The organism is Streptomyces sp. NBC_01320 (genome assembly GCF_035974375.1).
Classification (GTDB): domain Bacteria; phylum Actinomycetota; class Actinomycetes; order Streptomycetales; family Streptomycetaceae; genus Streptomyces; species Streptomyces yanii.
This window is the reverse complement of the sequence record NZ_CP108391.1, coordinates 168,911-188,780: the sequence shown is the minus strand read 5'-3', so window position 1 is coordinate 188,780 and position 19,870 is coordinate 168,911. Positions and strand designations below refer to the sequence as shown.

At 66.5% G+C, this 19,870-nt stretch carries 14 protein-coding genes and 5 pseudogenes; 11 read left to right on the top strand and 8 right to left on the bottom strand.

The features are described from left to right. Nucleotides 1-255: 255 nt before the first annotated feature. Entirely contained in the window at nucleotides 256-453 is a 198-nt protein-coding gene (locus tag OG395_RS56380) for a hypothetical protein (RefSeq protein ID WP_327249944.1), read from the top strand. A gap of 6 nt (nucleotides 454-459) precedes the next feature. Here OG395_RS56380 and OG395_RS56375 read toward each other — a convergent pair whose 3' ends face one another. Then, nucleotides 460-1,014, bottom strand: a complete 555-nt coding sequence (locus tag OG395_RS56375; RefSeq protein ID WP_327249943.1) for a C40 family peptidase — start codon at nucleotides 1,012-1,014, stop codon at nucleotides 460-462. Between the two features lie 662 nt (nucleotides 1,015-1,676). On the opposite strand from OG395_RS56375, the gene OG395_RS56370 reads away from it, so the two are divergent. The 3 genes from OG395_RS56370 to OG395_RS56360 are packed head-to-tail and all read left to right on the top strand — an operon-like array spanning nucleotide 1,677 to nucleotide 3,282. After that, nucleotides 1,677-1,856, top strand: coding sequence for a transposase (locus OG395_RS56370; RefSeq protein ID WP_327249942.1), 180 nt, complete (start codon nucleotides 1,677-1,679; stop codon nucleotides 1,854-1,856). A gap of 9 nt (nucleotides 1,857-1,865) precedes the next feature. After that, nucleotides 1,866-2,615 (top strand): hypothetical protein, encoded by a 750-nt coding sequence (locus tag OG395_RS56365; protein WP_327249941.1) that lies wholly within the window; start codon nucleotides 1,866-1,868, stop codon nucleotides 2,613-2,615. Next, nucleotides 2,527-3,282, top strand: a complete 756-nt coding sequence (locus OG395_RS56360; protein WP_327249940.1) for a transposase — start codon at nucleotides 2,527-2,529, stop codon at nucleotides 3,280-3,282. The genes OG395_RS56365 and OG395_RS56360 overlap by 89 nt, the downstream gene beginning before the upstream one ends. Before the next feature lie 297 nt (nucleotides 3,283-3,579). On the opposite strand, the gene OG395_RS56355 is transcribed toward OG395_RS56360, so the two are convergent. Then, nucleotides 3,580-4,113: a WhiB family transcriptional regulator gene (locus OG395_RS56355; RefSeq protein ID WP_327250154.1), complete on the bottom strand. Its 534-nt coding sequence runs from the start codon at nucleotides 4,111-4,113 to the stop codon at nucleotides 3,580-3,582. Nucleotides 4,114-4,930: 817 nt separating this feature from the next. Between OG395_RS56355 and OG395_RS56350 the strand changes: the two genes are divergently transcribed. After that, nucleotides 4,931-5,191, top strand: a complete 261-nt coding sequence (locus OG395_RS56350) for a hypothetical protein (protein ID WP_327249939.1) — start codon at nucleotides 4,931-4,933, stop codon at nucleotides 5,189-5,191. A 1,244-nt stretch (nucleotides 5,192-6,435) separates the two neighbouring features. On the opposite strand, the gene OG395_RS56345 is transcribed toward OG395_RS56350, so the two are convergent. After that, on the bottom strand, nucleotides 6,436-6,882 hold the full coding sequence (locus OG395_RS56345) for a hypothetical protein (RefSeq protein WP_327249938.1): 447 nt from the start codon (nucleotides 6,880-6,882) through the stop codon (nucleotides 6,436-6,438). A 278-nt stretch (nucleotides 6,883-7,160) separates the two neighbouring features. Here OG395_RS56345 and OG395_RS56340 point away from each other — a divergent pair, with 278 nt between their 5' ends. Both OG395_RS56340 and OG395_RS56335 read left to right on the top strand, forming a co-directional pair. After that, nucleotides 7,161-7,580, top strand: coding sequence for a hypothetical protein (locus OG395_RS56340; RefSeq protein WP_327249937.1), 420 nt, complete (start codon nucleotides 7,161-7,163; stop codon nucleotides 7,578-7,580). A gap of 23 nt (nucleotides 7,581-7,603) precedes the next feature. Continuing rightward, nucleotides 7,604-9,100 (top strand): ISKra4 family transposase, encoded by a 1,497-nt coding sequence (locus tag OG395_RS56335; protein WP_442818841.1) that lies wholly within the window; start codon nucleotides 7,604-7,606, stop codon nucleotides 9,098-9,100. A 12-nt stretch (nucleotides 9,101-9,112) separates the two neighbouring features. Here the strand turns inward: OG395_RS56335 and OG395_RS59000 are convergent. Next, a pseudogene (locus OG395_RS59000) lies at nucleotides 9,113-9,857 on the bottom strand (IS630 family transposase); the annotation flags it as partial. A gap of 1,102 nt (nucleotides 9,858-10,959) precedes the next feature. Between OG395_RS59000 and OG395_RS56315 the strand changes: the two are divergent. Next, a pseudogene (locus OG395_RS56315) lies at nucleotides 10,960-11,226 on the top strand (transposase); the annotation flags it as partial. Between the two features lie 123 nt (nucleotides 11,227-11,349). Here OG395_RS56315 and OG395_RS56310 read toward each other — a convergent pair. Next, a complete protein-coding gene (locus OG395_RS56310; protein ID WP_442818733.1) occupies nucleotides 11,350-12,777 on the bottom strand; it encodes an IS1182 family transposase in 1,428 nt (475 codons plus the stop codon). Between the two features lie 571 nt (nucleotides 12,778-13,348). Between OG395_RS56310 and OG395_RS56305 the strand changes: the two genes are divergently transcribed. After that, nucleotides 13,349-13,933, top strand: a complete 585-nt coding sequence (locus OG395_RS56305; RefSeq protein WP_327249935.1) for an LAETG motif-containing sortase-dependent surface protein — start codon at nucleotides 13,349-13,351, stop codon at nucleotides 13,931-13,933. A 157-nt stretch (nucleotides 13,934-14,090) separates the two neighbouring features. Here OG395_RS56305 and OG395_RS56300 read toward each other — a convergent pair. Next, a pseudogene (locus tag OG395_RS56300) lies at nucleotides 14,091-14,286 on the bottom strand (IS200/IS605 family transposase); the annotation flags it as partial. A gap of 614 nt (nucleotides 14,287-14,900) precedes the next feature. Between OG395_RS56300 and OG395_RS56295 the strand changes: the two are divergent. Then, nucleotides 14,901-15,167 (top strand): annotated as a pseudogene (locus OG395_RS56295) (kinase); the annotation flags it as partial. A 645-nt stretch (nucleotides 15,168-15,812) separates the two neighbouring features. On the opposite strand, the gene OG395_RS56290 reads toward OG395_RS56295, so the two are convergent. Further along, nucleotides 15,813-16,046 carry a hypothetical protein gene (locus OG395_RS56290; protein WP_327249933.1) on the bottom strand — a complete coding sequence of 78 codons (234 nt, stop codon included), beginning with the start codon at nucleotides 16,044-16,046 and terminating at the stop codon, nucleotides 15,813-15,815. A 1,153-nt stretch (nucleotides 16,047-17,199) separates the two neighbouring features. Here OG395_RS56290 and OG395_RS56285 point away from each other — a divergent pair. Beyond that, a pseudogene (locus tag OG395_RS56285) lies at nucleotides 17,200-18,424 on the top strand (ISL3 family transposase). A 402-nt stretch (nucleotides 18,425-18,826) separates the two neighbouring features. On the opposite strand, the gene OG395_RS56280 reads toward OG395_RS56285, so the two are convergent. After that, nucleotides 18,827-19,717 (bottom strand): hypothetical protein, encoded by an 891-nt coding sequence (locus OG395_RS56280; RefSeq protein ID WP_327249932.1) that lies wholly within the window; start codon nucleotides 19,715-19,717, stop codon nucleotides 18,827-18,829. Nucleotides 19,718-19,870: the final 153 nt, after the last annotated feature.

The following is a 19,870-nucleotide window of genomic DNA, read 5'->3' as shown; positions in this document are numbered from 1 at the left end:
AAAGCGGACGCGGTCGCGTTGTACCGCTCGAGGCCGGGAGCGTCGGGGTGAACACCGAGACGCTGCGCAACTGGATCCGGGCCGCTGACGGACGGCGCCCTGCAGCGCACTCAACGCCGTGTGCCGCGGCTGCGGCCCAGGTCCCGGGCTCGATGGAAGGAGAGCTCGTCGCCGCGCGGAAGAGGATTCGCGAGCTGGAGGAGGAACGCGACATTTTCCGCAAGCTGCCCGGTATCTCGCCGGGGAGACGTGCTTGTGACCCGCTGCCGGTTCGTCGCCGACCACCAGCGCCACTACGCCGTCAAGCGGCTATGCACCATCATCGGGATCGCCCGGTCCAGCTTCTGCTACTGGCGCAAGACCGCGTCCGCGCGGGCCGTCCGGCAGGCCGTCGACGACCGGCTCGCGTGGCGGATCGGGCCGTGCACACTGAGTCGCAGGACACTAGTGTGATGCGGGTCAGGTGGGGCGCACCACTGCGTAGACGGGCATGGCGTACAACGGCTGCACCGTGACATTGCGGCCCGGCCGCGGTGCATGGACGACCTGGCCGTCACCTATGTACATCCCGACATGAGCAGCGCCTCGATAGAAGACGAGGTCGCCTGGCCGGGCCTCGGACACCGGTACGCGTCGGCCGGCGTTGATCTGGCCCCATGTTGTCCGGGGCAGCTCCAGCCCTGCACGGCGATAGGCGTACTGCATGAGTCCCGAGCAGTCGAAGGAAGAGGGGCCCTCCGCCCCCCAGACGTAGGGCTTTCCACGCTGAGCGAGAGCCTCGTTCAGGGCAATCCTGACTCGGCCCGCGGCCGGAACGTGCGCCGTGTGTTCTCTTCTTACCTTCTGCGCTTCCACGGCGGCTTGTCGCTCTGCGGCCCTTCGCTCACGGGCGAGATTCCTTTCCGCGGCCCGGGCCTGCTTCTTGCGCAGAGCGGCAGCGGCATCCCTGCGCGCGATGCTCCGCCGGGCCTCCAGTGCAGCCTCCTCTGCGGCCGCATCCCGCCGGGCCTCCATCTCAGCCGCCTCTGCGGCCGCGTCTCGCCGGGCCTCCAGTGCAGCCTCCTCTGCAGCCGCGTCGAGTGACCGCCGGATTGAGGCACGGTCGGTGCGTGCATTCGCCCGGAGCTTGCTTACGTCGGTATCACCGCTTTGGCCATCACGTCTTGGCGGGGCATCACCGGACTGCGGCGCGGCAGTGGCAGTGGTCGTGGCTGTGGTGGCCATCAGGACAGCCACGGATACAACGACGCGGGGAACTCTGATCGACATCATCGGGACCGCCTTCTTTCCAGTTCTGTAGCTTGGGAGGACCTACGTTGACGAGACGGAACTGGTTCAGACGGCCCTGCCGGGAGATCCGCACATCGAGGCGGCAGACCACTGGACACGACACGACTGCCCCTCTCCACCACCCATGTTCGCGCGACTTGAGGTAGATCCGTCTCAAGGCCGCTTTCGCGGCAAGAGCACCGAAACTCTCAGCTTGACTCGGTCGGGGATCTTGGAGTTTCCCGGTGCGCCAGCGTGATCAGCGGGCATGCTCGGGGCTGTTCCGAAGACCGATGCAGTTGTCGAGATGTCCGTTGTCGCTCCGTCCACGTTCCGGTGAGCAAGTTCCTTCTCTGACCGTGCAAATCGCGCGGGCGAGCAACCCGGGCGGTACGACGGCGATGTGGGTGAGAGACCGGCTGGACGGGCTGTGGTGCGACGAGGACTTCGCGGGCTGGTACCCGCGCGACGGACGCCCCGGCATCTCGCCCGCCCAATTGGCCACCGTCTGTTTGCTGCAGTTCCTGCTCGGTCTGTCGGACCGTCAGGCATCAGAGGCGGTCCGATGCCGCATCGATTTCAAGTAAGCCCTGGCCATGGAGCTGGACGATCCCGGCTTCCACCACAGCGTGCTGGCCGACTTCCGCGAGCGCCTCGCCCAGGACGACCGCGCCGACCGTCTTCTCGATCTGGCGCTCGCGCGCCTGAAGGAGGCCGGACTCGTGCGCGAGCGCACTACGCAGCGCACCGACTCCACCCATGTCCTGGCTGCAGTGCGCGACCTGACCCGGCTGGAACTGGTCACCGAGGCCGTCCGTGCCGTGCTGGAAGCAGTGGCCGGCAGCGCTTCGCACCTGCTGACCGGCCTGGTCGACGAGGACTGGGGGCGCCGCTACGGCCGTCAGGTCCGTCTGGGCAAGAACCCCACCCGGCCCAAGACCAGGATCCTCGCCGCCGGCGACGACGCCTGCAGACTGTTGGAACGCCCCCACCGGCACGGACCGGGTTACCGGCTCGGCCCACAGGCCGAGACGCTACCGCAGATCGTCGTGCAGAACTACTACCGCGACGCGGCAGGCCGCCCTGCGCTGGCGCACCGCCGACGACGGCGGCCTGCCGCCCTCCTCATCGGCAATCGTCTCCCCCTACGACACCACGGCGCGTTACGTCCGTCACGGGCACATCATCAGCTGGAAGGGGTTTGCCGCGCATATCACCGAGACGTGTGCCTCCGACAGCGCCAACGTAATCACGGACGTGGCCACCACCTCGGCCGCAACGAACGACGGTCAGGCCCTGCCCGGCATCCACACCCGCCTGGCCCGTCGCGGGCTGCTGCCGGCTGAGCACCTGGTCGACGGCGGCTACACCTCTCTGGTCCGCCTGGAACGAGCCGTCCGCCAACACCAGATCACCGTCAGTGGGCCACTGCCGGGCAACCCCACCCGCCAGCACCGCAGGAACGAAGGCTTCGGTCGGGACGACTTCCACATCGACTTCGACCGCCGACAGGTCACCTGCCCCCGAGGCCAGGTCAGCCAGGGCTGGCACGGCCCCTACTCGGCCTCCTCGCCCACCGCGGCACCCCTGATCGTGGCGCGGTTCACCAAGAGTCAGTGTCAGCCGTGTCCGGACCGCCCTCGGTGCACCAATTCCCACGAGAGCGCCCGGAACGTGGGCTTTCCCCCACGAGAACTCCGCGACCTGCAAGTCCGCGTCCGCAACGAGCAGCAGACTCCCGAGTGGAAGGCCCGCTACGCGGTCCGCTCCGGAGTGGAGGGCACCATCAACGAGTTCGCCCACGGACACGGCATGCGCCGCTGCCGTTACCGAGGACGGCCGAAAGCCCACCTGCAACACGTACTCACGGCCATCGCCGTGAACATCGAACGCCTCAGCAGCCGGTCAGTGACCCACGAAGCCTCTTCACCGAGACCGCCGACCGCCTTCCAGACACTCCTGGATCAGAACGAGATCCCCCGGCCGAAGTCCTGGCGAACCCTCGGTAGCTGAGCCCGACCATCCAAGATCCCCGACAGCAATCCAGCGCGGCTTCGCCGTGCGCCGGGGGCACAGCCCGCCGACCCCAGGGTTGGCACCGGTGAGTCGCTGGCAGGTAGTTGCGGCGAGATCAAAGTTGAAGTAGTAAGCCCCCGCACGTTGTGCTGCCCGTCACCACAGGGCGCCTGGCTCACGTTGCCCGGTGCAGGGTTTGGCGCGGTTGCGTGCGACCGCGAAGTTCAGGACGTGGATGTGGGCGACCGTGGATGAGTAGCCATCGACGGGTCATGCAGGACTGCCCAGTTTGAGCTATATTGCATATTCGGCGCGCATTTGCTTCGCTCGTTCATGCGCATGGATGAAGAACTCGAGTTCGACTTGGGCTTGCAGGTCCATCCGAACCGCGAAAGGGGCGAGCTTCATAGCGTCGGCTATTCGAAGTTCGTCCCACCCTCGGCGGTACAGGCCCATGACTACCGTCGACCGTTCCGGCACGTCCACTTCGACGATATAACCCGCCGCAACTCTCTCGATCAACTGGCGATCGAACTTTTGTAGGGCGATTGCTCGGGAGCTCAGGCGCCTTCGCTCTCGCGGGGTGAATCCAGCCCAGATCCCCTCCTCTGCATCGAATCGGATCGCGTCCGTCAGGCAGTTAAGCCGAACGGGGCAGGCAAAGCACACTTGCTTGGTTTCCATCACTTGCGAGTCGACAGCAGGACCGATGCCATCGGGGAAGAACATGGACGGATCCGATCCGGCGCAGAGGGGCTCGGCCGGTTCTGCAGGTACGGCGACTGTAGACGCGAGGCCACGCACGTCGCTGTTCGGAAAACTTTTCATATGGCCGTGTGCCATTGGGTCACCTCATCGTGGGAAGGCGGCAGTCGGACGTCTGACACGGTCGCAAGACAGGAGCAGAGTGGGGGGTTCTGTGGAACGGACGCAACCAGAGGACGACGACGGGAACCGAAGGACGGTCGCGTATTACCCATACGCATCGGCACCCGGAGCGGTTCACGACCTTGGAATTAACCCTCGAAGCTGCTGTGCGCGACGTGTCAGGGCGCCTGAAGGGCCGTTGTCCTACCGATCAAGGTGCCGGCTCTCCGCTGGTGGGACGGGAAACCGTTCCCAACGAGTGCGTGAGTGAGTCTTCGACCCACTGCTGCGTGCGGGTCGCATCCCGAACGGTTTTGGATGTGCTGGGTTCCCGCATTCGCTTCCCACTCGGCGACGGTCCTTCGTGGGCACGGCCCGTTGTGCGTGGGCGGGTTCCCTCACGCCCCGGGCGCCCGGTCGGCCTCCACCGGAAGCGCCGGGGCCCTGACCTCGGAGTTTGGACACGGGAGAGACTTGGATCTTGATGGTCCAGGAGAACGGAGTCCCTGTGGGGATGAAGCACTACCCCGCCGAGTTCAAGGCGGATGCGGTCGCGTTGTACTGGTCTCGTCCTCAACACCGTTGCGTTTAGGTCCGTGAGCGGTTCGAGAGTCTGTGTTCGAAGAACGTGACGGTGGTGTGGACGGTGCAGTTCTGACTGATCGTGGGGTGTTGTCCGGCGTTCGGTCCGTACTTGCTGGTGGGGTTCTTGCGGGTGCGAGCCTTGGCGCGGTGCCGGTGGCGGGCGGGGTGCAGGGCGTCGAGGACGGCCCGGCTGATGGTGCCGACGAGCTCGGCGGGTCCCGCCGGGGGGCAGGATTCCGGTCGCGGTGGTGACGGTGTAGGCGGCGACGGTCTGCAGGACGGTGAAGCTGAGGCGGTCCATGTCCAGGCCGGGCCGGGTGCGAAGCGAGCCTGGGTGCGGCTGAGGACCGGCAACGGCACCAAGGGTGAGCGGCTCTACGACTGGGCGGTCATCGAGGTCAACGCCGACGACACCCCGCCCGGCCAGGCCCACGGGCGCACAGCCACGTTCTGATCCGACGCCACCGGCGCACCGGCACTCTCTCCTTCTACCGCACCTGGCACCCTGCACCCCAGCCGATATCGGTGCTGGTCAGCGCGGTCTGCCGCCGGTGGCGCGTTGAGGAGGACTTCCAGGGAGCCAAGGGCCTGGCGCACCTCGACACCGGCCAGGTCACCTGCTGGACGTCCTGGCACCACTCGAGCCTGATGAGCGTCCTGGCCTACGCGCTCCTGGCCCGTCGGCGTCCTCCACGAGCGCCAACGCACCAACCCCGCCGAGGATATGGCCATGGTGCCCGTCAGCCCCCGCGAACTCCTCGCCCTGCTCCGCGTCTTCGCCCTGCCCGGACCGTCCGGACACTGACCCCGCACACGCCCCGCACTGGTCGAACTGGCGACGTCATTACCAACACCGCTCGACGGCCTGCCACCGCCGTTGGAACGAGATCACCGCAGCAGCCACCACGTGATCACGAACCCCCACACGTCACGAACTACAGCTGCTGTGTCGGTCGGAAGAATAGTGTTCGTTCGGCCAACATGATTGCACGCTCAGGCAATTCGTTGAGACGTGCTGCTTCGTAAATGGCCGACCGAGTAACCGGAGGGGCGGTTTCGGTCGCTGAGCGACTGGCTCACGGCAACGTTCCGGTTCCGCCTGACCAGTAGAGCTGTGTGGGCGCGACGGCGCTACCAAGTCGCCCCTATGGAAACTCACTAAGAGCTGTGAGTAGCTGGCCTTACCTGAACGCGTTCCCAGCACTGAATAGTTACTGACGAGTTGCCCTTAAGATTGCACGCGACTCACTGGCGCCTGACCCGTGTCGTGCAGTAGGGACCGGTGAGCATTGTCGTTGATCTTGTGCCCTTGAGGCGCAAGTATTTTATCTTCTCATACCCACAGAAAGGCTTCGGCTCTGAGATTTACAACCGAGCAGAGAATAGGTCATCTGCTGAAATGGGCGGCAGAGTGGAATGAAAGCGGTGAGGGGAGAAGCATGTGGTCCTACTCCCTGAGCTTAGGCGCCTCGCATGCTCTTCTGAACGATTCGCTCAAAAATGCGAAGATCATGAACCTTCTTACCCCTGACGAGCGGAACCTGATAGATGCAGCACGGAAGCTGGCAGTGAAATCGGGACGCTCACGGAACAATACTGCTAAATTCTCTCGGAGTTGAGAACTAGCTTCTGAACTTTAATGGGTGATGTCGGGACACTGCCCGGCCAGCTGGTGTTGGCTGTTACGCCGGTGCGGACCTAGCCAAACAGGTCGTCGGAGAAGCCAGCAGCCTGCAGCAGCGCGTCCTCGGTCATCCACAGCGACACGGTGTCAATCGCGAGCGCCCTGTCGATGAAGCAGTCGCTCGGGATCTCCAGCAGATCGTCGAAGCGAACTTTCTGCGGAGTTCGCTCTGGGCTTCGCGGACCTCGCGTCACGGTCTGGAAGAACTCGGCGTCGGTGTGGACGATGGCCCAGCACGGTGGGCCGATGGCGAGGCTGAGCGAGTTTTCGGGGCTGTCGGCGCCCCGCCACAGAGAGACGCCGGCCAGGCAGTCAGCCCCTTGTGCACGGTAGACGCGCGCGGCCCGGTCAGCGTGCGCAACGACTTCAGGGACGCCGGTCACCTGGCATCCGATCTCCACTTGGTCGGTCGGCTGCCAGTACCGCAGGCAGAAGGCCCCTGTGGCCACTTGCTCGGTCATGCCACTTCCGTTCAGGGCTCGGCCTTCCCCAGCGCCAGATGGGCTCCGGGCGTGCGCTGCCATTGGAGCACGGTCTACGAAGGGTGCAGATCTTGTGAGGGTGCCTCGTTGGGGTGATTCGCAGGGGTTCGGGATGTGCGGGTGTGGGGCGGTCTTTACCGTCGGCGAGGTGAGCCGGCCGTGGGTGCGGGCACCGGGTGAGGCGGGGTGGTGTGGTGCCGTCGTTGATGGCCGCGTTGGATGCCAGAGAGAGTGAATGCCGGGCCAGGGTCTCGGAGTTGCGCAAGCAGATCGCAGAGTTTTCCGAAGCGGTGTCCCAGGCGGAAGCCGAACTGTCCCGGCTGCAGATCACGCGGGAGACGGTGAAGCAGGTGCTGGCCGGTGGTCCGGTGGCCATGCGTGATGCGGCTGGGTCGGCGGCGTCCGGGCCGGTCGATGTTGCCGCGGCACTGCTGGCCGCCGAGGCCGCGGGCGATGTGACGGTGATGTCACCGGACTACCAGCGGATCACCGCGCTGTTCGCGACGTCGGGGTCGGCGTGGCGGTGCAAGGACGTGTGCGTGGAGCTGGGGCTTCAGACCGAGGCCCGTCACGTGGAGGGCATGCGCTCGAAGCTGAAGCGCCTGGTGGAGCGGGGGATCCTGGCTGAGACCGCGCCGGGGCTGTTCAGGGTGGACGGACGGGAGCTGGGCTGGTGAGCGCCGCCCTGGAGACCGGCTCTCTGGCGGTGACCGAGACCGCGTTCGCCGCCTCCCGCGGCCTGTTCGAGCAGGTCGCCACGGAACTGGCCGCGCCGGACGCCGCCGCGTTGACGCATTCAGGGCTGGAGGACCTGCTCGCGGCGCGGATGCGCGAGGTGACCCGGCAGCTGTTCCAGGACCATCTGGATCTGCGCGCGGTGCGCGAGCAGCGGGCCGATCCGGTGGTCGATGAGACCGGTGTTGAGCGCACCCGGATCGAGCGGGGCCGACGCCGGATCCTGGCCACGGTGTTCGGGAAGGTCACCGCGACCCGGATCGCCTACCGGGCCACGGGCTCGGCGGATCTGCACCTGGCCGACGCCGCGCTGAACATGCCGGCCGCGATGCACAGCCACGGGCTGGCCAGGCTCGCCGCGACCGAGTCCGCCCGCGGTTCCTTCGCCGAGGCGGTCGACCGCGTCAACGCGCTGACCGGCGCCGGGATCGGCCACCGGCAGGTCCAGGAACTCGCCGTGGCCGCCGCGGCCGACATCGACGCTTTCTACCAGGCCCTGGTGCCCGAACCGTGCACCGACGCCACGCTGCTGGTCCTGTCCACCGACGGTAAGGGCGTGGTGATAAGGCCCGAGGCGCTGCGCGAGGCCACCGCGAAGGCCGCTGCGACCAAGAGCGGCAACAAGATGGCGACCAGGCTCGCGCCCGGGGAGAAACACGGCCGCAAACGGATGGCCACCCTGGGCACCGTCTACGACGCCGAGCCCGCCGTCCGCGGCGTCGACGACATCATCGCCGACCCCGCCGACCCCGTGAAGGAGCGTCGCCCGGGCCCGAGAGCCAGGTCCAAGTGGCTGTGCGGCTCGGTGAACGACACCGCCGAGCAGGTCATCGCCGCCGTGTTCGACCAGGCCGAAGCCCGCGACCCCGGACACCGCCGGACCTGGGTCGTGCTGGTCGACGGCGCCCGGCACCAGCTCGACGTCATCCGGGCCGAGGCAGCACGCCGGAACGTCACCGTGCACATCGTCATCGACATCATCCACGTGCTCGAATACCTGTGGGGCGCCGCGCACTGCCTGCACCCGGCCGGCGACCGCGCGGCCGAGGCCTGGGTCGCCGGACAGGCCCGTACCATCCTGGCCGGAGGCTCCGAGCAGGCCGCGGCCTCGATCAGCGCCGCCGCCGACGCCGTCGGGCTCAGGCCCGGCTCACGCAAGGGCATCGACGACGCCGTCGGCTACCTGAAGAACAAGGCCGCCTACCTGCGCTACGACACCGCGCTGACCGAAGGCTTCCCGATCGCCACCGGGATCGTCGAGGGGGCGTGCCGCCACCTGGTCAAAGACCGCCTCGACATCACCGGAGCCCGCTGGGGCCTTTCCGGCGCCGAAGCCGTCCTGAAACTCCGGGCCCTGCGCAGCAACGGCGACTTCGACACCTACTGGGCCTGGCACGAGACACAGGAGTTCACGCGCAACCACCAGGCCCGATACCGCGACACGCTCATACCAGCGGCTTGATCGCCAGAACCCTCATTGGATCTGCACCCGTCTACGAAGGCACGAGGAGGGGATCAGGCAGCCGTCTCTGACATCCGGACGGCATTGGAGGCTCTTGAGCTTGCGCTTCACGGCTCGGGTGACGTCGGCGAGGTTGGCTGCCGCGAGGTTGCCAATGTCCCGCTTGACCAGCGACCAGACGCCTTCGGTCGGGTTGAGGTCGGGCGCGTAGGTGGGCAGCTGGTAGACCGTGAGCCAGTCGGCGTTCGCGTCGATGAACTCGCGAAGCGGCTTCGTCAGGTGCAGCGGACGTTGTCCCAGACCAGCACGATCGGGCCACCGAGCTGGATACGGACGCGGACGATCAGGTCCCGGAAGTCGCGCCAGCCGAAGCCCTTCGGCTGGTTTTTGCGCCCGGTGTACTCCCGGACCGCGTAGAACAAGCCTGACCGCTGGCCGGGCTTGTAGCAGGTCATGCCGACCATCGACACCCGACCGGAGCGGCGGCCGCGCACCCGGACAACCGGTGTGCAGCCGCGACGGCCCCACGTTCTCGCGCGCGGTGGAGTCAGTGACTGCCCGGCTTCGTCCTCGAAGACCATCCAAGCCCCGCGCTCCGCCGCGATGCTCTTACCCGCGGCCAGGTCTCCTTCTTCCAGACCTCGACCGCCTCGTCATCACGCTCGATCGCACGCCGGGCTGGCTGCTGCCACGACCACCCGTACCGCTTCAGCAGCCGCCACGTTCCCTCCACGGTGTACGAGACGTGGAACAGTCGGGGCCTGCGGCCGCACCCGCTCCCTTGCGGCCCTCTCAGCGTCGGACAGGCCGCCGCCCTGCGCATACCTCACGCCCCAGAGCTACTGGACCGGCTCAGCTCCGCGCAGGCAAACGACCCCGACATCACCCATTCAAGTTCAGTTGTCCGGGGATGCGCGTCGCCAACAAGCCCCCGAAGCACGCGGGTTCACCCCGGTGAACGGGGCTATCCAAGACGGCGGTCCGTCACGAAGGCCGCCGGGTCTGGTTCGGCGCCGATCCCCTGGGACGCCATTTGTTCGGTCGGTTCGGCCTGCTCTGCCTCTTGGTCCGGTTCGGCTACCTCGACCTGATGAGTTTGCTTGACCTGTTCGTCTTCCTCTGCCGGATGGGTCTGCCTGGTTCCGTTGCTTTGATCATGAAGTGATCTCAGTAACAGTACCGTTGCGTTTGAGCCTTGAGTCGCAGGTCAAGCCCTGGTGAATGACGAAACGGGACGTCCTGATAGATCAGCTTGTGTCGAGCAAGATGCCTCACCTGCATCTGGAGCTTCAGTAGCGCGAGGGTCAGATATCCGTCGCTCAGGAAATGGTTGCCCTCCGGGTCACTGAAGATGACTCGGGGTTCGTATGAACCTGATCTGCCCGGCACCGGGCAGCAGCAGCGTGTGCACGGCCGGATGCCGCGGCAACCGCTGCTGCGCCGCATGCCGTTGCCGCGAATGACCGTGGGGTGAACAGGCGCGAGAGCGTGCCCGGCGCCGAGGGAGCACAGAGCACCTCGAACGCGTCCGCATGGCGCAGTGCCGCAGCCGGCGTCCCCGATGCTGTCCACCCCGCTCGGAAGGGCGCATCACCGAGACCCGCCCCGCGTCTGCGTCTTCATGCCCAAGGCCTCACCGGCCGTCCCGGTCGCATGCAGACGAGCTGTCAGCTGCCTCGCGAAACGGGTCTGCTGGGCAAAGTCCACCAACTCGCCCTTCAGCGTCTCGCTCCGAGCCACCAGTTCCTCAACTGGCACGGCCGACTGTTCTGCGGCCGTACCGCCACTGTCTGGCGTGTCATCGTCACGGGGCACCTGAGACATGGCCACCTGGATCCTCTTCAAGCAGAACATATGCGTGGAAACAGATCTGGTCCAACAACCCCCAGAAGCGCTTGAACAAGGAAATCAGGCACCGGACCGACGTCGTCGGAACCTTCCCCGACCGAGGCGCCATCGTCCGCCTGATCGGCGCCACCCTGGCCGAGCAGAGCGACGAATGGGCCGAACAGCGCCGCTACATGGGCCCCGAGATCCTCGGCCGCTGCCGCCTTCACCTGATCAAATTAAACCCACCGAGACAACCGAACCGACCGCCCTCACCGCCTAGGAGCGTGTCCCGGTAACGGGCAATCGGCTGGTGATCGTGACGGTGAGATCGGTGGTTGCTCGCTGGGTGCCTGCTGGGGCGGGTGGCCTGGTTATGTCGGCTTGGGGATCGGCCTGAAGGGGGCCGTTGACCGGGCTGGTCAGCTGATCGCCGCGGCGAGTCCTGCGGTTCCGGCGTGTCGGAAGATCTTGCGGAGGTTGTGGCAGGCGGCCAACAGTCGCCACTCGCCGCGGGCTCCGTCCTCACCGCGCAGGAGGAGTTGGCGGCCGTTCTGGCAGGTCATGATCTGGCCGAAGACGGGTTCGACGATGGCTTTGCGGCGGCTGTAGGCGGCCTTGCCGGGCTTGGTCCGCAGTTTGCGGGCCATGCGCTCCTTGAGGGTGGCGCTGGCAGGGATGCGTCCGCGGGGCGCGGGCGGGACCTGTTCGTCGTGGCCGAGTCGGCCGGTGGCCATGAACGTGTCGGTGCCGCAGGCGAGTTGGCGCTCTTGGGCGGCTTCCAGGTTGGTCTCGGAGCAGTAGCCGGCGTCGACGAGGGCCTGCTTGGGGTGGACGCCGGTGTTCTGCGCGGACTGGTCGAGCATCGGGGTGTAGTTCAGCGCGTCCGAGGCGTTGGTAGTGATGTCGGCGGCCGTGATGACCTGGTGCTTTTCATCGACGACAGCTTGGGCGTTGTAGGCCTGGATGTAGGCGCCGTCGCTGTTCTTCATGATCCGCGAGTCGGGGTCGGTGAAGTTGGCCTGGGCCTTGGGCTTGGGCCGGACCTTCGCGGCGGCCTTCTGCCCGGCGTCGGTGACGGCCCGTTCGTCGCTGGTCCCGGCGCGCTCCTGACGGCGGCGTTCCTTGTCCTCGGCGTGGCGGCGGGCCTTGTCGGCAGCCTCGGCCTCGATCTGCGCGCGGGCGGCCTGCAGCCTGGCCAGGCGCTTCTCACGCCGGTCCAGCTCGGCAGGCAGGTCGGCCTCTTTGCCGTCCACGCCGAACCGGGCATCTTCGGTGGTATCGACTGCTTCGGCGTCGTCCAGCAGGGACCGGGCCGCGGCCTCCAGGGCGGCGATCTCGGCTTCGATCTGCTCTTCCTTGCCGATCAGGCGGCCGTAGCTCATCGCCTTGTGTTTGGAGGCGCTGGCCTCCAGCTTGGTGCCGTCCAGCGCGACGCGGCCCATCTTGACCATGTCCAGCTTCCGCGCCAGGTGCAGCGACTGCAGGAACAGGCCGGCGAGCGCGTCCAGGTGGCGGCGGCGGAACCGGGCGATCGAGCGGAAGTCCGGAGTCTGGTCGGCGGCCAGGAACCGGAACGCGACGTCATCGACACACTTACGCGTGATCGCCCGCGAGGAGCGCACCCCGGTGGTGTAGCCGTAGATCAGCAGCCGCACCATCAGCCGCGGGTCGTAGGGCGGGTAGCCGCGCTTTTCGGTGTAGTCGGCCAGGATCGGCGACAGGTCGAGCACCTCGTCGACCAGGTCGGCGACGAACCGGGCCAGGTGGTCCTGGGGCAGCCAGTCCTCCAGCGACGGCGGCAGCAGCAGGACCTGGTGCGGGTCGAACGCCCGGAACGTCTTGTCCACCGCCGCGGGACGACCCTGCGGCTGCTTCTTCTCACCCGGCTCGATCTCGAACAGCCCATCCCGATCACGCATACCGTGATCATCCCGCATGAATGATCACGAACCGCAGGCGGGGTGCGGGTTACTGGGACACGCTCCTAGCATCCACAGTGGACCGGTCACCGTCGATAGACCACGCCACCGGACGTGACCGATGGTCCTGCCCCCGCCCGCGGGAGGACGCAGGGACAGGACCGCCGAAGGACCGCGCTAGCTGCCGAGCCGGGGAAACTCAGCTTGCTGGCTCGGAGGCACGAGCCGCCCCACCATCGGGAAATGGCGGAGTCGAGACGGCCTTCCCCACCTGCCGAGATGTGATGTGGTGGCAGGTACCTTCAAACAACTCAACGCGGCGCAGATAAAAGGGGTTCATCACCGTCCGCGCCCGTTCTTCCGCGCCGGATCGTGCCGGTCATAGCCCAAGTGAACCGTCATCTCGCCCTAGAGTGCGGACGGATACACGGCGTTGTGCAGGGGGGAGTACTGTCCGCTCGAATCAACCCCCTGATGTACAGATGTGCGTGGAGGACAGATGAAGGCACCCACCCGTGCGGGGAAGCGCTCAGGCGCCCTGATATCGGGCGTGGTCATGGGTTTCGTTGGTGTGGGCCTATGTGCCACTCCGGTGTCAGCCCACACGCCCACGTGGCAGGTGACCTGTTCCGAGGTCACTGTCGATCTCACGGCATACGACGACAACGTCACCAACACGGTGACTGTAACCGTTGACGGCAAGGACCTGCTGCCCACTAAGCAGTTCGGGCGTGAGTTCCACGAGACGCTGAAGCTGCCCGAGCACAAGACCGCGGTTCCAGTGCACCTCGTCGTGAAGGCCGGCGACGACGAGAGGTACTCCCGTGACGAGATCAAGACCTCGCCGGTCTGCGAAGTCACGTCACCGCCTCCGACGAAGCCGGCGCCCTCGGACACCCCGAGCACTAAGCCGCCCAGGCCCGAGACTCCCGCTCCATCGACCAGCGCCCCTGCGCCGCCCCTTGCAGAGACTGGTGGATCCAGCGCCACCCCGCTGATCGCCGGTGCCGCGGTCGCCGCGGTTCTGGCGGGTGGTGGCATCCTGGTCGCGACCCGCAAGCGCCGCGCGGCCACTCGCGGCTGACTTCGTCCAGGCAGCACGTGTCCTGCGGTCGAACAGACCGCAGGACACGTCCATCCGCGATCTTGCGTGGGTATCCCCGACTTCAGCCGCGGAGGGAAACGCATCCTTGGTGCGGAGGCGCGAAGCGCCGTGGATCTCTGCACCTCCGCCGTGACGGTCAGACAGGCCGCTTCTGGCCCTCAATGTACTGAACAGGGCACGGTCAGCGGTGCACCCCCGCAGGACTCAGCGAAGTACGAGCGCGACCAGAACACCGACCCCATGCCAATCCGATTGATCCGTCCGGTGTACTCGGCGCGCAGGTATCGGGAGCTGCCGCCCTTGAGGCTGTTGATCAGCTTCGATAGCGCGACGACAAGACTGACCGCCGGATCAGCGTGGCGGGTCACATGGCGGGGAGCATCAGAAAGTGATACTCAGCCAGAACGGGTCGTTGTCCGCGAGGCGCACGTTCTTGATGAAGACCCCGTAGGCCCTCCCAGGTACGTGTTGAGACCTGGTGGTGTGTGCCCGCGCACACATTTCTCGCTGCTGGTGATGGTCCCGATGGTGGTCACAGTGATACTGCCTGACGCCGCGATCAAACGCTCGCGAAGCTCCTGCTCGCCGACCCGGCGGAACAGGGACGGCAGAGTCTCCTTGAACACGTCCTCCTGCCACCCTGCTTGAAGCGACCGTCATCGGGGAGCAGCCCGTCGACGACCGTGCAGAACGCCGCTTCCGGTAAGTCCTCTCGCTGTGCCAGCCGCGCCCACATTCGGTACTCCGTACCGTTCACCGCCACATCTTCCACCCCTGCCCTGACCGTTGCTGCGATAGCAACGCTATGACGCCCGTCACCAGCGCGAGCAGACATTTCAAAGAGCCGTCACGGACAGAAGCGCTGATCGTGAGCCGGAAATTGACCGCTCGTCTCGTCCACAGTGACACCATGACGCGGCGCCAGGCCGACTGCCGCCGGACGGGCGGTGTCCGTGACCGTTTTGGCCGTGGCCTGGCCCTTGTGGGTCAGGACTATCTGCGCCGGATCGTTTTGCGAGAGCGGGACCTGCCCAGCGCGGCGAGCATCGGCCTGATCGATGCCGGGTACCACGTCGTCCGCGACGGCATCCTGTACACCGACCACTGTGCGGACATGCTCACTCAGCTCCGCGCCGAACACCGCGGCCCGACCCGCGCCTACTACCTGCACGTGTCGTTCACGGAGACTCTCGCTCGCCACGCTCGCAGGCCGACGCCATGGCCTCGAAATCAATCCTCACAGGCGTGAACCGGCTACAGATCCTCGCCGTTGTAAGCGATGAAGGCTCCTGTCTCCGTGGAGGATGGCAGGAAAGAGGCGGCCAACTCCCCCGGCCGCCCGCCTGAACCAGTTTGCTCTCTCTGCGCATCGAGGGCGAACTGCAGTTGGCCTCGCGCTCCCCGCCGAGGCCACGGGGCCGTTCGTGCGGCGGTCCTAGGCGGCCCTGCCCCTGAAATGATCCCGTCAGAGGCAGGGCGGCCGTCCCCTGAGTGCGGCCTTCCCTCAGTCACACTGAGGCCGGAGATGAACACGTTGTCCTGGTCGACCACGATGGTCTGGGGAGTGATAACCGGGCGAGCCGCTGTTCCCTCGCACCGCGCGTCCACGCTCGGCAGCCGCTCGTACGGAATCACCGACCATTCCATGGCGAGCTCTTCGCGCCAGCCGGGCCGCATCGACGCCGGCACCATCATCTGCGCCAGGAGCACGGCCGCATCCACGCTGCGTGTGCCCTTGGGACGCACGACGGACGCGCAGATACTGCGGGTGGCCACACATCAAGGGCGATGGTCAGCTCACAGCGCTCCACGACCCAGTCATCCAGCACCGCGAACAGGTCCAACGGGGCGCTCATCATCACCAGTTCACCAGGTGCCATGGCGAATGGTCGGGGGGAGCGGGCCGCGCGGTGTGTCGCCGGCGCTGTCGTGCGTTGCTCAGCAACCCCTGCGCGCTGGCAAGGGCGTGGTTGAATGTCGCCTGCGAGGGCACGGGCACCACCCCAACTCCGTGCTGCAACAGATCCGGACTCGCCGTGGCGAGGTTGTCCTCGGCGAGGGCGTGCAGGGGCACACTGTCAGGTGCGGTCATCGTGCTGATCTCTCCTTCAAAGACTTGGTCGTCTTGAAGGATCAGCCGGTGGCCGTTCATCTATGCGGGCGTCATCCTAAAGCCGGAGCAAACCCCCGGATCAGGTCCAACCCATACGCCACTTCTCGGGACGCAACCCGGCTGTTCCTGGGCAAGCCTTCGCCTGTTGTGGGCAAGCCTGCAAGTACCGGTTTGCCCGGCACCTGTGATCCTCAGGTGAACCTCCCTGTTCGTCACGGAAGTGGACAAGGGGTGGTGTCGTACGGCTCCTCCGCGGGCCGTCAGACGGCCGACACGGCATACGTCCAGCACAGGTTGGGCTCCAGCGGAAACTCCGGTATCGGCTCGTTCGGCCGTCGACGCCTGTCAAGGGCATCGGCGACCTTCAGCAGCTCCCGCGCCTCCGCCTCCGCCGCGGGCCCGTCCTCCCACGAGGTGACGGAGCGGGCCCAGCGGGACCAGTGGAGGCACTCAGGGGAGCAGTACGGCCGGAGACGGTCGGTTTTCCCGATCGTCCGCCCGCGGGGGAACCGGCAGCCGGGACGCCTGCACCTTCGATCGATCACAAGCCCCCCAATGGTCATGGATAGAAAAGCCGCGAAGGAACCCCTTCGCGGCCGGTCCGCTTCTAGGGCTACAGTTCACGAAGCCGACCTTGCGGCTAGGTTCGATCGGTCGTCGAACATACACCGTGTCGATCCGACCAGCCTCGAAACACCATCTGCCGGGATAACGGACCCCAGTCAGCTCGGGTTCGCCGCCATGGTTCGCCGGGCCCTCACCGAACTGGCTTCGTCACTGACGGCCGATGGGTCACGTCCGGTGGCGTGGTGTTATCGACGGCGACTCGGTGATCCACTGGGTGGTGCGCTGTGTGAAGGGATGAAGCTGTCCCTGCTGCCCGACCTTGACTGTGATGTCCCTGACCAGACTGACCGGACTGCCCATGCTGTCTTCCCGCGAGACATCACACGATGCCTAGCCGTGAAGCCGCAGCCTTCCAAAAGGGGCTCTCCTGCCGTATGTGTGGGTGCTCTGACCTGCTCTGATACGGGAAACACGCCGTTTCCTGTGATCCTTGAGGTGTCTAGGCTCAAGTTGGATCAAGCAGGAAAACGGCGTGTCCCTCTTCAGGATATGGAAGCGGACGCTGATGGCCGAACACACGGTCGTCGAGGGTGTCCGGATCGATGAGAACGAACAGTGTGTGATCGTGTCGATACGGCCTGATGCGCGTCGTCGGCAGCGGTGCGGAATCTGCCGGCGTCCGGCGCCCTGGTACGACATGGGGCGGGGGCGGCGCCGGTGGCGGGACCTCGATCACGGTGTGATGCGGGTGTTCCTGGAGGCCTGCGCGCCGCGGGTGGCCTGCCGTGAGCACGGGACGACCGTCGCCGCGGTGCCCTGGGCCCGTCACGGCGCCGGGCACACCCACGCCTTCGACGCCCAGACGGCATGGATGGCCGTCGAGTGCTCCAAGAGTGCGGCCGCGCAGTTGATGCGCACCTCCTGGCGGACCATCGGTGCGATCGTCGGTCGCCGACCGCGACCGGGCCGTCGACCGCCTGTCGGGACTGCGGCGGATCGGTATCGACGAGATCAGCCACCGCAAGGGGCAGAAGTACATGACGGTCGTCGTGGACCACGACACCGCCAGGGTGGTGTGGATGGCCGACGGACACGGCAAGGACGTCCTGCACCGCTTCTTCGACGCCCTCGGCGAGCCGCGCACCGACCGGCTCACCCACATCAGCGCCGACGGCGCCGCCTGGATCGCCGAGGTCCTGGCCGTCCGGGCCGCCTCGGCGGTACGCGTGATGGATCCCTTCCACGTGGTCGCGTGGGCCACCGACGCCCTGGACGGCGAACGCCGTGCCTCCTGGAACCGCGCCCGCCACAAGGCCGCCGATCCTGACACCGCCCGGGCGCTGAAGGACTCCCGCTTTGCACTGTGGAAGAACGAGGCCGACCTCACCGACCGACAGGCCGCGAAACTCACCTGGATCGCCGCCACCGACCCCCGCCTGCACCGTGCTTGGCGCCTGAAGGAAGCCCTCCGCGCGGTCTTCACCCTGGCCAGGACCCGCCCCACCGCCGCCCTGAAGGCCCTGGACCGCTGGATCGACTGGGCCCGCCGCTGCCGCATCAACAGCTTCGTCGACCTCCAACGTCGCATCCGCCGCCACTACCAGGCGATTTGCGCCGCCCTGACCACCGGCATGAGCAACGGACTGATCGAGAGCACGAACACCAAAACCCGCCTGATCATCCGACGCGGCTTCGGCTTCCACACCGCCGACGCCATCATCGCCCTCGTCATGCTCGCCCTCGCAGGCGACCGCCCCACACTGCCAGGCCGCCAACCCGCCCCAGGATGACCCACACATACGGCAGGAGAGCCCCAAAGGGAGGCAAACGCCAAGTGCTCATCGAACAACTCGCGTGCTTGCGGCAGTGGTAGAGCTGTCCGTGCTTGCGGTTGAACAGGTGCGACTAGACCTGGGGCGTGCCAATCGCTGTGCTCGCGTCGTCTGCGGTAGTGGGCGTCGGCCCCCTCGGAGGCTCATGCGGAGGTGAAGACCCACAGGTACCCAGCGTGGTTGAGACGGTCGTCCTTGACCAGCAGCAACCGACGTAGTGCTCCTTGCCAGTGGCACGGGGGACCGGCGCGGAATCTCATGCTTGGCCAGCTCCACCACTGCCTGGCCAGCCACAAGAAGTTCGACAAGCCATCGTCTTCAACACCCAGCGCGTTCTTTACATACTGCGGCCTCGAACGCCTACTTCGCCACGATCAGCCCTGGGGGGCGGCCACGCGGTCCCATGAGCTCGACAGGGCGGACGGAAGGCCCCGCCGCTGCCCGGTGTAGCTCTACCGCTGCCCGGTGCATCTCTGCCACCGTGCTCTCGTCCAGCCACTCGCCATGGCCGCTGCCAGAATCCGCACGACGGTGCTCATAGGGCTCCTGCGGGAACATCTCGCGCATCAACACGACAGGCCGCTGTTCTTCGAACACTTGCAGTACTTTGAAACGAGTACCAGGAAGGAAGACCAACCTCTCCGGGGTATATGGGTCGACTGCTCCCGTACGACGCCCGGTTAGCGACCAGACCAGAAACCCGGGTCCACCCTCGCTGACTGCGACTGCCGACGCCGTCGCACTCCAGAAGCCCTGGTCGACGACGACTCGGTTCTCGCGATACCAGTCTGTCAAACTGGCGCTCATGCTGGTGCGCACGATCGCGGGACCGCGATAGGCAGGCAGCCTGCGAAGGCCCGAGGCGACGCAACGAGCAAGGGGCAAATGTGCACCCGGCGTCCCATTGAGTAGAGCCGCGTCAAGCCATGCCCATTCCTCGGCCAGATGCAGGTGGACTGCTGCCAGGTCGGCGAGAACGGCGAGCCGGTCGTCAGGACGACGGCCCTGAGGGCTCCGGACTTCCGGCAGTGCCCGTGCCATATCCGACACAGTCTGGCGGAATCGCCTGCCGTACAGGCTCCACAGCTGGAGCCGATCTCGGGCGATGCCGCGTCCGCCCGTCGGTACAATCCGGGCAAGGGCTCTGGGAACTGGTTGTACCCGGACCTCGGTGTCGCCCCGGAGCTCCTGCAGAATGGATGCCGAGCGCGCGTCCGGGTCTGTGTCGGGGAACTGCTTGGCAACACTCATCGCGTCGGTTCTCCCTGGAACGTGGAGGGTGGCGGCGCCCGGCAGGAGCGCTGCGTCGGTGAAGCGCTGTCGACGACTGTACGAACGGTGTGCGACCCAAGCCGGGCTCCAGGGAAATATCTGCACGACAGGACACTTGAGACTCCCGCTCGC